The sequence below is a fragment of the Ruminobacter amylophilus genome (genome assembly GCF_900115655.1).
Taxonomy (GTDB): Bacteria; Pseudomonadota; Gammaproteobacteria; order Enterobacterales; family Succinivibrionaceae; genus Ruminobacter; species Ruminobacter amylophilus.
Window position 1 is genome coordinate 1 of record NZ_FOXF01000057.1, and the last position, 14237, is coordinate 14237.

Genomic DNA, 14237 nt, shown 5'->3' on the forward strand with positions numbered 1-14237 from the left:
ACAGCCTCGGAACTGGGAGCAGAACAAGTAGAAACAGACATCAGCAACGTAACTCAGACATGAGGATTCCCTAATTAGGGAGTGATATAGATTCCCTCGGTACTCTCAGCATGCTACTTTCGCTAATGGGTAACCGAGGACAAGTACGGGGGTATCCCGTAGTAAATACAGAGAGTACCTACCTCATAATTTAAAGGTATGTCCAATAGAATGGGCACTTAATTTATGCCATGTCTAATGAATGGGGTAACTTGAATTTTAGTTGTCCGAAATTATGGATAACTAAAATTTTAAATGTCCTTGACAAAGGGTACAGTTCACTTTAAAAGAATATCTGAGAGCTTTTTATACCGAAGAATGTGAAATTGAAAAGAAATTGAACGAAGCTAAAGACAAATTTACTAAAGATCCAGATAGCAAACAGTAATAAATGAGTCATTAAATGGTAAAAAAGCAAAAAATTACAACAGAACAGGTTATTTTACCTGCTACAAGCATTATTAAGGTTAATTTGCCAGAATTTACTAAAGTGTCCATACCAAGAATATACGAAAGTGATCTTGATAGACATAAATCTGTTTATGTTGAACATTTCCAAAAAAACAATTCATCTACATTTACTGATAATGACGATTTTCCCGTAATTGATTTTGATAAAGAACAGGGTAAAATTTATACTGGAAAATATATAGGTATTCTGTCACACAAAGTAAATAATACAGTAACCAAAATAACGATTAATACCGGATACAACCCTGAACTGCTGTATAGAATGCTGGATGTATCAAATGACATCTACATAACTCAACATCATGCTGAGTTTGTAAACTCTGATTTTGGAGATTTACCTAAGCAGATTATCGAATATCTGTTTCTTTCTACGCTTAATAAAGCACTAATAAATGGAATTCCATGTGAGTATCAAATCATAGAGCAAAAAAGCAGTCGACTATCAGGTAAAATTTGTCTATCGAAATACATAAAAAATGAGCTTGGTAGATCATGTTCATTTACTCAGAAATTAAATAAAAGACTTCCTGTAAAAGAAATATGTGAGGTTATCCACTCCACATTAACATTAATAAAAACACATAAAATTAAAAGCTATTCAAGAATAGATCCGAGTCTGTTTAGTTCAGAGTCTTCTACCACGACCGTCATAACAAACAAAATTATAAATAAAGCTAAAAATCACAAGGTGCTATCAAATCCATTATTTTCCGGATATAAAAAAGTTCTTGAATACGCAGAAATCATATTAAAGAATAAAGGTAGTCTTACTGATGATTCTATTGAAACAAAAAGCACATATGGTTTTCTTGTGGATGTTTCTGCGCTATGGGAAAAATATTTGGAAAAACTGCTTAAAAAGAATCTGCAACAATGGGAAGTACTATCACAATATAGCTACGATACTTGTAATGATTCTTTTTTCCAAAGAAAAATCATACCGGATTTTGTACTTAAAAATATAGGTAGCGGAAAGATAGTGGTACTCGACGCAAAATTCAAGCAAATGCGATTTAATGCTACAGATGTTGATCGTGATGATTTTTATCAGATCGCCTACTATCATTCTTTTTTTCAACATAGATATTCCAATAATACACCAGATTTGCCTTCCTCAACATCATTTCTGGTATACCCGTTATCTAAAAAACTATCTGATGAAAAGAAACGTTGTTCTGGTTTGTTCCCACTAGGAAACAATGGAGATTCTTTATGTGTTACCGGGATTTATGTCGGCAAGAAAGCTACAGAAATTGTATTACCTAATAACAAGAATAAACAGAGTAAGGGAAAAAGTAACATTCAAGAAAATTCAAATAACTCAGATGAATTTGCCATAGTAGATGCAGAAAATGAATTCATCAACGAGCTCTCTCAAATGATTCATTAGCAGTATGCGACTGGTGATAACTTAGATCTACAATCTGGACTAACTTTTTTATTTTTATTCCAGTAAATGGTAGATAATTATTTCTGTTCACCAATTATATTTCATAGTACTGCTAACTGATTTAATTGGAGAACAAAAATTAAAGGAACCAGCGCAACAGTCCTAAAGTCAATACTGTGAATGACACCGAATTATTCAGAAGTAAAGAATGTTAAAAATAGAAGACTCCCGTCCGTACTGTCATAATTACCTATTATTGATTAGATTCTATACACGGAAAGAGACTCTTTTTTTAAGCCTCTTCCGATGATCTCACGGATATTTACCACACGGGAATGTATATGAAACTGAAGAAAACAGTTCTGAAGACTTCTGTATTTTTGCTGTCTGCCGTTCTTCTCAACGGAGCCACTGCTGATAGTGATACATCTGAAAGCAGCATTATTGAAGCTTTGAAGAAATCTCTTAATGACAACAGTACCGGGCCAATACTTAACTCTCTGCAGTATCCAATAACCATGTGCGTTAAAAACAGAATTTCGAGATTCCGCAGTGCAGATGAACTAAGATCATACAGTCTGGAAGAACTGCTCGGAGGCAGTGAAGTCATTCCGATTCTAAAAGATTATCTGAATAATCAGGCAGGTGCCGAAGCTGCGGAAGTGTCGTACGGCAACAGACAGGTATTCAACATAACTCAGCAGAAAACCGATGCCCAATACGTTTCCATAAACTTCACAGGGGACGGCATATACAGAATAGAACATGCCGGATGCAACGGTTCGACATTTCCAAAACTGAAATTCTGCGGAGACAGAGAAAAAGATGCCAAAATCAACATGATGGCACACAACTCCACTGTATTTTTTAACAGAGGCACTTACGAAAACTTTTCTGATACAGGGTATTCAAAGATTGTAATGACGCCGCTTGAGGATACAGCCGGAGGTGCCGTTGATTTCACGCTTAACGGAAAGAAACTGAATCTGACAAGAGATCCCCTGTCATTTGATGAAGCTCCCGTATATACGGACGGAACACGTGAATACATGATTCTGTCCCCCGGAGAATTTAACGAGATCTACTGCTTCTATCCGGGCAGATGCAGACCAGTACCGTTCATTCATGTATTTTCAAGAGCAAAAGGTTCTGACACCTGCGATGCTGAAGAACTGGTTCTTGCTGAAAAGTTTACTCTAAATTTCTGCCCGTTTGACAGAAACATGAGCAGTGAAATCCGTCTTTATACGGAAGGATTCTCCTTTAATCCTGAACAGGTGGCTTCAGGCATGGATTCCTATGCAGGCACTGACGGCAGTACCTCATTAAGATTCGAATCCAGAACCATTAAAATAGAAATTCCTGATGAGGAAGGTGGCGGAACCTATGACAAAAAAGCTGCCATGGCTGTTCTTACCTACAGCGGCAGTACCTACGAAACCGAAATAACGGAAAATCCTTTAATTTACTTTACTGCAGATGACAGAGAAATAGTTGCAGTAGCCGAAGGTGACTATGATAAGAGCAACGTCATTTTCGATAACCTTTCCTGCTCTGAGGAAAACTCCTGTATTCCGCCGGACGAAAGAATGGTTCTGTTCATCAGGGACAGCGAAGGAAAGTGTGAACGCATGCCTCTTGAAAAAGCAGATAAAAAGGTTAAGTAGGAACAACAGATATGGAGAAAATGCATATGAAAACAGCTAAAACCCAACAAAAGACAATTCTTCAGATCTGCTGCGCTTTTTCAGGTATGCTCATGTGTCTCGGAGCTCATGCTGACGTTCCCGCAGGCTCTGATGAAATTCAGGATCTTTTTACAGCCATAACCTCGGATTATCAGGCATCAATTCCGGAAGACAAAGTACAGACCGTATATGACAACTTCTGTGCTGAAAGTGAAATTCAGAGTGCCATTGACTACTATGTAATCCATAACACCAGAAACCACATATACGTTCATGACATTCCGAAGATTCTTACCGGAGTAAACGACACGAATTATGTCAGTAAAAGCTATGACATGAATTCAAGAAGCTTTCCGCTGGTAGACTGGATGTACAATTCCATAACCTGGGCCGGGGAACCAATGAAATTCTACTACCGGGTGAACAACTCACTTGAAGGTGCTCCTATTTACAACATTACACCAAACAGAAAGGAAAAACCTACCGGCAGACTGGTCATGAATTTTGCCGTCGGCGACAACTACAATCTTCTTAATACAGGCAGCGGTGAAATTAAAAATATCGACTGTTCTGACAAAGACGTAAACTTCTGTCCCGAAAAACTTAAGGAATTCAATCCATTCCGCAAGATAATCATGATTACCAGAGAACCTGACGGCACCTGTTTAAGCAATGTCTACCACGCAGAGCGAGTTGATACAGAATATTCGGAAGACAATCTGATTTACAGGAATGAAATCAGATTCCATGCTCCTCACGGCAATTTCAGATTCAAAATAAAAGAAAAGAACTGGGCCAATGAGCGGGAAAAGATTTCAGGATACTTCACTTATGAGCTTAATACTCTGACCATTGACGGAGTAAAATACAAAATGATTCCCGGAGGGAATCCATGGAACACCAGCACATGGTATCTGAAAGGAAACGGCGAATATCACGAGAAATGGCTGTACATGTATCCAATGGGAAATACGGATGTTGTTTATTCTGCAACGGATGGCATAAATGGAGGCAAGGCTACGAAGGTGGTTATAACTATTTTCAGTAACAGGTCATTCAGCACTGATGAAAGTACCAGAAGAATAGTACTCTATCCGAAAAAAAAGAAATAATGCTAGCACAACAAGGCTCTAGTATCACGCCGTCTTTGATACGAGGTAAAAATGTGCATAATACGTTGATTTGTAAGGAGTTATGCACAGTATAGAGCCTTCTTTGGGTTCACTAATGTGAAAAGCATCATAAAACCATACTACTTACTACACATAAATCAATTATCGCATTAGGGTTATTCGGATAATTGAAAAGTACGGCAATAGTTGATATGTGAAATATCCTCCTCCAAGTGATGGTTCACCTCTCGCAAATTGGCTTCTCCTTGGCAGGGAAAATGGAACAGGTCTACACCTCCCCTTTTGGAATTCAAGGACAAACCGGTCAAAGCCTATGGCATGGTCTTTGCCGGTTCGGAATGAGTGTATTGCGGGTAGTAGACTTAAAGTTCATTATCTGTATTTTCGATTTTGGCCTTCAACGTTTCTTCGAGAACCGTAAATGTCGAAATGAAACTATCACGTATCAGTGACACGAGCTCATCAGCCTCTTCTTCATTATATACATGAACAGAGAGATTTCTCTTTTTTAGCATCAGTAGCCACGTGGCAGAATCAGAAATAAAACCAACCTTATAGGCAAGCTGGAGAATCTCCCGAGGAGAACCAACATCAGCCCCTTCAACGCCATGAATTCTCAATACTTCCTGGAGGGCTTTCCAGGAAAGTTCAAATGTTAGGTTGAACTGAGCTATTACTCCGGTTCTGTATATTTCGCTTTCTGAGGCCTGCTCAAAATCAGCCTTTTTCAACACTTTTAAGCAATTGGAGAAATTTTCAAACTTTTTCATAAATTACTATACCGTCCCTTTCAATCTCCATTTTTAATTTCTCAGAAATGTTTTTATCGGCATCAATGATGTCAAAAGATAATAGCGAATTAACGCTATCATGGATATTCCAATAAAACGCATCAAAGTCGCCGCCATAAACAGCAAGATCGATATCGCTTCTTTCAGTATTTGTTCCCCTGGCACGAGAGCCAAAAAGAATAACCTTATTTACTGAATTTCTTTCAGCAAACATAGTAATATCCTTTAAAACAACATCTGGTATGTCTCTTCTCATATCACTCTCAAATTTAGCAATTGTGCATTAGTATTTTATAAGCATGTCGGTTCTGATTTCTAAAGTCTATGCTTATCCGGTCAATGCTCATGCAATGGTCTTCGCCGGATCGGAATGCGAGTATTGCGGGTAGTGGTGGTTAATTGAACTATTGCAGATTTTGCAACAGTTCAATATTCATGACAACATCCTTCTTTTACTTTAACCTAACCATTATCGGTTGTTCAAAAGATGACAACTTATAGCTCTGAGGATAATATCACAACCAGATCATAGTTTTTGTGCGGATTAAAGCACTTTAGTCAAAAATTCACACATTTCGAATAATTTTTAACCATATTTTGATAAACATCACTTCAGTTAAATGATCCTTGTTCATCTCTTAGGTAACTCGGCTACATACTTTGTTCCTCTTATCAGACATCACACTAAAAATACTTTATCTCTTACTAAATAATCATTACTTCATAATAAACTAATTGATGGTACACTAAAAACAATATACAGGGATTGTACAATGTTATAAAATGCGTCCAATACAGGCAGTAATACCAGAGTCTGAAACAGACCTTCTGGAAAATTTAAATGAATAACGAATACCCTAAAGAAAACGAAAAAGATCCTGCATGGAACAGTCTTGCAGGTACAAGATACGACAGACCGTGCCCGAACTGCGGCAGTCATGCCTGGAAAGAATACAGCTCATCATGGCGACAGGTTGAGTGCCGTAAATGCGGATGGCCGATACATATATCCACTCCGACTCCAGGACAGATAATCCTGATAGTTATATCCATCATGATACTGCTGTTATTCTTTTTCAGTCCTTATATCTTTGATTCAATTCTGACCTATCAGCTTGATAAAATTAATAAGCTCTGATTTCAAAAAACATTTTTTGCATTTAACCGTGAGCTCGGTATATCTCACGAAAAAACTGCGAGCCGGCATATTCCGGTTAACATGACAGCCATTCCGAAACAAATCTGATTAATCGCCAAAAAGAAGAGGAATGAACTTCACGCTCATTCCTCTTTTTCATTTTCAATCAGTCATCAGCAGAACCTGATGGCTGATTTTCTTAAGGCGGGATTATCTGTCCGGATATCTGTTGTATCTGTATTCGAGAGCATTATCCTTTACCAGAAGTCTGTAGGTACCCTTCAGTTCAGGATCGTGTACCGCATCATGAGCAAAACTGTCACTCTTAATCAGAACTCCTGATGTTCCGTTTCCGCCGAGAACATTACCTTCATTCCATGAACAGCCGCTGATAATTCTGAATCTCTGACTGCCTGATCCGTCCAGTTCAACCTTTCTCATCCAGTAGCCTACGGTGGAATTGTAGATCATCGGCTCCATCTTCCAGTCAGTATCAGTACCGGAATAACACAAGGTCTCACCTTTCGGATTCCCGGTAAGCTCGGTGATTTCAACATATCTTGTCACCCTGCTGCTTTCTTCGGAAATGCGACTTGATGCAAGAAGTGAAACAAGGTGTTTGCCCAGGGAATCATATACTACAACAGGCTCTTCCACCGATGAAGTTTCCCCGTTGCCGAAATTCCATAAGTACGCAATGTCGTCCTCCGGATTAAAAGCGGTTTTGTTATGGAATTCCACGGTAGAACCGGAAACGGTACAGGTGAAATCAGCCGCAAGAGGTACAGGAGGTTCAGGAACGGGAGTTACATCCTTGAACTCATATGTCATATCGGCATCCCTGATACTGAGCTCATATACGCCCTGTCTGAGATCAATCGGAACATTGCCTTCCTTAGAATCGTTCACCTTCAGTTTGCCGGAAGTACTGGACTTGCCGTAAATGACGCCGGCAGACCAGTCACAGCCGTCAACAATCTTGAAGCTCTGACCGCTGTCTTCAGAAAGAGTAACCTCGGTGGTCCAGAGTCCCGTCTTCTTGCTGTACGCCATTTCCTCGAATTTCCAGGAATTGCTGGTACCGGTGTAGCAGAGAAGGCCCTTGGTCTTCTCTATCGGATTCACGCATTCCTCATTATCAGGATTAAGGAGACAGAAGCACTTTTCATCTGAAGGATTTGCCGAACAGAATGATTCGCAGACGCCGTTCTTATCAACGGTCTGGTCCTTACAGAGACAGGCTGCGCCGTATGGATCAGTCTCACACGGATCCCTGTGCCTGCCGCACCAGTTTTCATCGGTACAGATTGCCATGGCGCTCTTTGCCGGGATAGTCAGGGTAACCCTGCCGTTCCTGACCTTTACTTCCTTTCCGCATGGATCCCTGGCAGGATCCTTTGCTCCGAGAATATCGCAGTAGTCTCCGTCAGGCATTTCCACGGTGAAGGTATGCTTAACATCACTGCCGGAAGGATTCATGGCATAGAAGCCCTTACTGCCGCGGTTGAACCACAGAATACCGCTGTCATATCCCTTGGTTGTAACCTTTTTGCCACGGGTGGCTCTTGCAAAGCGCGGAGCGTTAAGAACAATCGGTTCACGGTGCTGACACAGCCATCCGCCGGTACAGCGTGAAGCGGAAACCGGACCTGCCGGATCGTGAGATGAGAATGAATATCCGGAATAAATCTGTCTTACGGTTCCTTCCGGCCATACCGCCATCCAGGACTGAGCCAGATGATAGTATGGATTGTTCTGGGTGGACATTGAGCAGGAACCTGCGGAACAGCGCTTGTATTCATCATCGTGATTGTTTACAAACACTTCAGAATTCCCCCTGTACTTTGCCTTAAGCTTCAGCGCATCACCGAACTTACGGCTGTCAAAAACATTCTTTATGTTCTGGACATAGGAAAAATCGGTTACCACCGAATTTTCAATATAGGTGTATTTGTCAGGATAGATATCCGCAGCTTCGTTGATGCCTTCGATAACCTCCATATAAATCGGAGGTCTTCTGCCGGTCTTTTTGGCAGTCTTCCTGATGATGGAATCAATATCGGTGTACTTCATGTGTTTGGCGGCATCTATACGGAAGCCGTGTACGCCCATGTTCATCAGAGTGGCCAGATAGTCGGCGATTTTTTCCTGAGTACTGCTGCTTTCGGTTTTGATGTCCGGCATGCCGTTCAGGTCGCACAGACGCACGTTATCTGCACTGGAGTAGTCATAAAGCCTGCACCCCGGATGGAAGTCATCCGAAGTGAAACCGTCGGCATATCTGGTACGCTTCTGATAGGAAGAACCGCCGAGGCCGGTACCGGAACCTCCGGCACGCTGATTGAACACAGCATCGGCAAAGACCTTCACGCCTGCATCATTACAGGTTCTGATCATGGCTCTGAGTTCATTTTCATTACCGGTCATGGTAGTGAAGTTCTTGAAATTCACCGGCTGGTAAACCGCCCACCAGACGCCCTTTTTGGAGATATGTTCGGCAGGCTGGGAAATCTGCACGCCGTCAAACCCGGCTGGGCCCAGATATTCCGTACATTCCTTTGCAATACTGTTATACGACCACTGAAACGGGTGCAGTATAACCATTTCTTCCTCGTAGTTCTGAGCCCCGGCCACATTAAAGATTGCCATTGAGACAACAGGCAGACACGCCGTGAGAACCGCTCTGGAAATCTGATTTATCCTGTTATGATGCATTTGCACAACACCTTTGCTGTTATGATTGATTTATATAATAAAACTTATAAAAAAGTACGTTATTTAAGTATAAATCTCTGTCTGATGAACACATAAATCTGATTACATATTTTTTACAGAAATTTAACCAAAACGATCTTTTTCAAGATATTTCATTAAAAATCACACAGGGCTCCGGGTGTTTACTGACAATGGCTGCGCGAATTTCTGACTATGCTCCTGCAAATCTCCACTGCATCACCAGCATGCTCCTTCCGGAAGTAAGTTCACCGATAATCCGGTCAAACTCCTTTGCCAGAAGTTCCACGTAGCACTCCTCCGGTTCCGTCATGGTCATGGCGGTAAATACCGCAAGATACAGAAGTTCTATGCGCGGTGCGGAAACAATCCTCAGAGCAAGACCTCTGATTTTTTCACTGAGTTCCGATGTCTCTGCAACACGAAGCTTTACTGAATATTTTCTGGCGTGATTTTCCGAATCCTCCGGGGAGTTTCCGCCTTTAATGATCCTGAAGTCATGAATGGCATTCATGAGATATCTTAATGTGCTTCTGTCATTAAAGAGCAGCTCGAATTCAGAAAAGGCAAAGAGAGACACCGCCATGATGAGAGCCGAGGTTTCGACAAGCTGACTGAATCTTCTCTCCTGTCTTACGGTTAAAGCCTTTCTGTTGGTGAATATTCTGCCTTTCTGAGATGAATTCCCCGACTGCCCGGTCTCGTTACTCCGGCGGCGTATTCCGGTCATGTCACGGAACCTGCCGTCGTCGAAAAGAAGGCGCAGATTGTTCTTGAGTGTTCGGGTCTTGTTCTTTATATCGCCCGTCTGAGAATTTAGAAGCAGCTTGATGGCCCACAGAACCGGAAGTCCCTTCTTCTGCAGATTCCCCGCCATTTCATACATGGCGCCGTCATACTTTCTGCCGGAGATTTCCGTATCAACCAGGCGATCCATAATCCTGAGCCTGAGAAGATTTTCCGGTGCGGAGGCATTAAGCTTCATATAGGACGTCATTCCGGTAATATCGGTCTTAAGCAGATTTTCCAGAGTTCTTACCCTTGAAACATCCGTCTCTGAACCTGAATCCGATACGGAAAGAGATTCAGTCTTAAGCTTTTCGTAATCCTTTACGGACGTACCGATGAAATCCAGATACTCCACGGTGTCCATTCCTGCTCTTTCCGCTGCCGACATAACCGCAAACACGACTCTGGCAAGAACAATCTCCGTCGTATATCCGTTGATGAATTCCACGTCTGCGCTTTCAGGTAGATTTCTGGGTTTTATCACCCTGTCCCTGAATACGTGATGATAGATTCTGTTGAGGATGCATCTGCCCGGCTCCCCTGTTCCGTTCCCGGTGTGAGAGTCAGACTGACTGCCGTCCGGAGCATCGGAAGAACCATCACTGCAGAAATCTTCGGCAAAAGCATGAGTCAGGTATTCATCAAGCTTTATGGCAAGAAACGGATCCCTGCTTCTGTAAAAGATGTCTCCTGCAGGTGAATCATTTTTCTCTTCGCATGCGGACACGGACATGCAGTCAAGAACAAACTTTATGCCTCTGTAGGCAGACACTGAAAGGCCGTCAGCCATGAGGTATTCCCTGATAATGGAAAGAGTTGATGAATCCAGTCTTATCAAATCATGCTGAGATACCGAATGCTTTTTCCCGTCCCTTGCTGAAACCGAATCCGTGCCTCTTCCCCTTGCGTTTGCAATGAGGGAATTAAGTACCTTCTGCAGTGTGCGGTTATAGTCAGAATAATTTTTCTTCCTTGTATTCTTGCTGAAAACGGATGTACTTAATTCGCACCAGACCGAGTTGTCTGCCGCGGAACTCTTCTCCGCAAGGGATGCTTTTTCAGCTTCTCTGAAGAGAGCGAATACATCACTGCTTCTGAAATTTTCCACCTCATCAGATGAGGATGCGTCAGCCGGAAGCTTCAGAATGTCGCTGCTTGAAATTTCCGTTTCGGCTTCATAAAACGAACAGTCTTCACTGTATAACCCGTCATATGAAGTACCGAATTCATCTGTCCTTTCATCGTGACAAAAAGCGTTAAGTGAATCACTTCCGTCACACTTCACTCTGTCTGAATCCTCCGGTTCCCACGCCTTATTCTCGGATGAATCTTCTGCGGTATTTTCAGGTCCTTTGAAGTTGCTCTGACATTCGCAGCCGTATTCATTCCTGACGCTGTCGAACACACACTTTTCAATATCGCTCAGAATGGATTCCCTGGCGGCAAGAAGCATGAGTCCGGGTTCATCGGTTATGATTTTGGAGAGAGCCGAAACCTCGCCGTAATTCTCGCTTAACACGGTATCCGAGAAATTTTCAGGAAGGATTTCGGAAAACAGTCCGACTGCGGAATTCATATTCCCGTCATCTCCGTCTCTGAGGATGCCGTCTTCTCCCGAAGCAGCCTGTATGGATTCAATATCTGATAAACTTTTATCAATACTCATGTTTACGATCCCGTTTTATCAAGTAGCCAGTAAAAGTTTATTTTTCAAATTTCAGTGATGATTCTAAAAAGCTGATTATTGTTGTTATATTTATGCGTCTGTCCATGACCATGCCGTTGAGACATGACATTATCAATCCATGAGTCCCTGATTACAGACTGCCTGTAACGCTGTCTGCTGTCGGTTATGATTATCGATGCTGAAGGCATGCAATACTGTCAGATATTGCCTTAAAACAATGCCGTCCGGTCCTTTCGTTATGCTGTATTTATCCCGTGTGCATTTTCCGTCAGTCATTTTCTTCCGACTGTCTGGCTGGTTACACGTTTGTTTTTGTGACTTGATGCACATAAATTTACACAATCATATTTTTTGTTTCAAGCGCTAAATTATTGGGAATTTTTTTGATTCCTGAGGATATTTTGTACAGCAGTTCATTTTTTCAAAATCACTATTCGCGTTTCTGTTACTTTTCGAATCGGCGAAGCAATCCCATGAATCAATCGATTTTGAAATTCAGGGCCGTTTTCAGAAAACGCACGGGGTATTCGCACCGTGTCGATAAAATATATCCTTATTCATAGTTTTTATAGCTGATATATTACATTCTGATTGCTTAAATAATAATCAACAAAACCGCGATTCAAAAAAAATTATGGATGTTTTTGAACTGTTGTGCTTTAATTCGCACCCGTCAGATTATTGCCTGAAGTCTCCCGGATGAACAATCAGTTCATCAGACTTCAGAGACTTCACTACAGTGCCGTTCATTTATTTTTTCCCTGCCGTTAGCGGGGAACAGCCCTTCCGTCCGATCGTTACCGGTTATTCCCGTCTCATCATTCCGTCGTATCCGTTTTCCTGTCTGATGCCGTATGTCTGTTTCAGCCCTGCTGATTCCGTACATATGTCTGAAGCTCTGCCACACGTTTATCAGGTGTCATACCTTGCACGCACACCTGTTAAGTCAGGTACTGTTTAACACATGAAAAAATCGGGGAATCGAAAGCAATGAACGATAAAAACGAAAAATCAGTCAGGAATTCGGACGGACGCACCGCCAGACCGGGTAACGCTTCTGAAGTTAACGCTGACGAACGAGCGGCAAACGAGGCTGTACGCAGTTTCAGGAACGCAGAATCAGGCAGTCGGAATGATTACGGCGACGTTGATGACATCAGCGATCTCAGAACTTCAGACGTGGAAATGTATCTTGATGAGGACAGTACCGAAGAGGATGAAATCATTGAGGACTTCAGCGACATAGCGTCGCAGATTCTTCATGACAAGCGAGAGGTTCTGATTGAGGCGGTCATGGATCTTGCAAAGACCAACAGGAACCGGGAATGCTTCCGCGGTAAAACAGAAAGTCGCATTGTTTCAGGAAAAAATACCGGTGCTGATTCCACACCTCTCTGCGACATCCGGAAGCTCTATGCCCTGCACAATGAAGCCCACCGCATCACCATAGACTCAAGACTTAACAGCGGGGTACCTGACCCCGAAAAAAAATCTTCAGTGCCTGCACGTTCTGCAGGCGGTATGTCGGAGCTCTCTGCAGGCATTTACTCCGAAGATCCCAGACGGAAAATACTGGCCTACATAAATCATCTTAAGTCAGGCAATTTCATGAGCGAGTACCTTAAGGGGATCACCACTCTCTCTGATGCAGGTTCCTGCTGTATCGGAAAGGAACATGCCGACTGGAAAGCCGAAGCCGGAAATCAGGCTCTCCATAATCTCCTTGATGCCGGAAATTCCGGTACCGTCAGAAAAGGACATCTCCTTTACGAATGCTTCAGGGAACTCAAATCATGCTCAGGCAGGACGGAGAATGAACTTGAGTTTCTGAATCTTAGATTTCTGAACTCCTATCTCTGCAGAGCATTTGAAAGCTGTGCCCGAAACTCAGAAGAAAATTCGGAACCTTCGTACTGTTCGTTTCCGCTGTTCGGGATTCTGGTTAAAAACCCAAAGCTTGTACCTGTCTTCATTGCATGTCCGATTCCGCTCAGAAGAATCTGTCATCTCAGAAGTCTTAATCTTCTTCAGCAGTCCAATAAGGCTTTGGGATACCTTTATCTTCTCTTCAACAACCTGGACTGTGACAACAGACTGTTCAGATGCAGCACTTCTGAAATGATGAAAATTACGGATCGCATACCCAATGACAATCCTCTTAGATATCTGGGGATCCATGCAATGGTAACGGAGGGAATGAACATTACTCTGTCGGTTGATTTCGTGAACAGGGATATTCCGGACATCTACCTTCACTACATGATCCGCAACCGCCGTTATCATTGAACTGTACCCTTTGTCAAGGACATTTAAAATTTTAGTTATCCATAATTTCGGACAACTAAAATTCAAGTTACCCCATTCATTAGACATGGCAT

General features: G+C 42.2%; 9 protein-coding genes. 5 read left to right on the forward strand and 4 right to left on the reverse strand.

Translation table 11 applies throughout. The features are described from left to right. The first annotated feature begins 442 nt into the window (after nt 1-442). From BMY80_RS10420 to BMY80_RS10430, 3 genes are all read left to right on the forward strand, one after another. Nucleotides 443-1900, forward strand: a complete 1458-nt coding sequence (locus tag BMY80_RS10420) for a 5-methylcytosine restriction system specificity protein McrC (protein WP_093143413.1) — start codon at nt 443-445, stop codon at nt 1898-1900. A 341-nt stretch (nt 1901-2241) separates the two neighbouring features. Continuing rightward, nucleotides 2242-3567 carry a hypothetical protein gene (locus BMY80_RS10425; protein ID WP_093143416.1) on the forward strand — a complete coding sequence of 442 codons (1326 nt, stop codon included), beginning with the start codon at nt 2242-2244 and terminating at the stop codon, nt 3565-3567. Nucleotides 3568-3593: 26 nt separating this feature from the next. Further along, nucleotides 3594-4700 carry a hypothetical protein gene (locus tag BMY80_RS10430; RefSeq protein ID WP_143066519.1) on the forward strand — a complete coding sequence of 369 codons (1107 nt, stop codon included), beginning with the start codon at nt 3594-3596 and terminating at the stop codon, nt 4698-4700. Between the two features lie 383 nt (nt 4701-5083). Here the strand turns inward: BMY80_RS10430 and BMY80_RS10435 are convergent, their stop codons facing one another. Continuing rightward, the gene (locus BMY80_RS10435) at nt 5084-5491 is read right to left on the reverse strand and encodes an HI0074 family nucleotidyltransferase substrate-binding subunit (RefSeq protein WP_093143420.1); all 408 of its coding nucleotides are present in this window, start codon (nt 5489-5491) and stop codon (nt 5084-5086) included. After that, the gene (locus BMY80_RS10440; protein ID WP_093143422.1) at nt 5478-5768 is read right to left on the reverse strand and encodes a nucleotidyltransferase family protein; all 291 of its coding nucleotides are present in this window, start codon (nt 5766-5768) and stop codon (nt 5478-5480) included. The genes BMY80_RS10435 and BMY80_RS10440 overlap by 14 nt, the downstream gene beginning before the upstream one ends. 585 nt (nt 5769-6353) lie before the next feature. Between BMY80_RS10440 and BMY80_RS10445 the strand changes: the two genes are divergently transcribed. Then, on the forward strand, nt 6354-6650 hold the full coding sequence (locus BMY80_RS10445; protein WP_093143424.1) for a hypothetical protein: 297 nt from the start codon (nt 6354-6356) through the stop codon (nt 6648-6650). Nucleotides 6651-6860: 210 nt separating this feature from the next. Here the strand turns inward: BMY80_RS10445 and BMY80_RS10450 are convergent, their stop codons facing one another. Both BMY80_RS10450 and BMY80_RS10455 read right to left on the reverse strand, forming a co-directional pair. Beyond that, the gene (locus tag BMY80_RS10450; protein ID WP_093143426.1) at nt 6861-9365 is read right to left on the reverse strand and encodes an alpha-amylase family glycosyl hydrolase; all 2505 of its coding nucleotides are present in this window, start codon (nt 9363-9365) and stop codon (nt 6861-6863) included. 211 nt (nt 9366-9576) lie between these two features. Beyond that, a complete protein-coding gene (locus BMY80_RS10455) occupies nt 9577-11838 on the reverse strand; it encodes a hypothetical protein (protein ID WP_093143430.1) in 2262 nt (753 codons plus the stop codon). A gap of 1011 nt (nt 11839-12849) precedes the next feature. Here BMY80_RS10455 and BMY80_RS10465 point away from each other — a divergent pair. Next, on the forward strand, nt 12850-14145 hold the full coding sequence (locus BMY80_RS10465; RefSeq protein WP_093143450.1) for a hypothetical protein: 1296 nt from the start codon (nt 12850-12852) through the stop codon (nt 14143-14145). The last annotated feature ends 92 nt before the right edge of the window (nt 14146-14237 follow it).

Coding starts and splice junctions, on each gene's coding strand:
- BMY80_RS10465 (WP_093143450.1), top strand. CDS start 12,850: ATGAACGATAAAAACGAAAAATCAGTCAGGAATTCGGACGGACGCACC.
- BMY80_RS10445 (WP_093143424.1), top strand. CDS start 6,354: ATGAATAACGAATACCCTAAAGAAAACGAAAAAGATCCTGCATGGAAC.
- BMY80_RS10450 (WP_093143426.1), bottom strand. CDS start 9,365: ATGCATCATAACAGGATAAATCAGATTTCCAGAGCGGTTCTCACGGCG.
- BMY80_RS10420 (WP_093143413.1), top strand. CDS start 443: ATGGTAAAAAAGCAAAAAATTACAACAGAACAGGTTATTTTACCTGCT.
- BMY80_RS10435 (WP_093143420.1), bottom strand. CDS start 5,491: ATGAAAAAGTTTGAAAATTTCTCCAATTGCTTAAAAGTGTTGAAAAAG.
- BMY80_RS10455 (WP_093143430.1), bottom strand. CDS start 11,838: ATGAGTATTGATAAAAGTTTATCAGATATTGAATCCATACAGGCTGCT.
- BMY80_RS10440 (WP_093143422.1), bottom strand. CDS start 5,768: ATGAGAAGAGACATACCAGATGTTGTTTTAAAGGATATTACTATGTTT.
- BMY80_RS10430 (WP_143066519.1), top strand. CDS start 3,594: ATGAAAACAGCTAAAACCCAACAAAAGACAATTCTTCAGATCTGCTGC.
- BMY80_RS10425 (WP_093143416.1), top strand. CDS start 2,242: ATGAAACTGAAGAAAACAGTTCTGAAGACTTCTGTATTTTTGCTGTCT.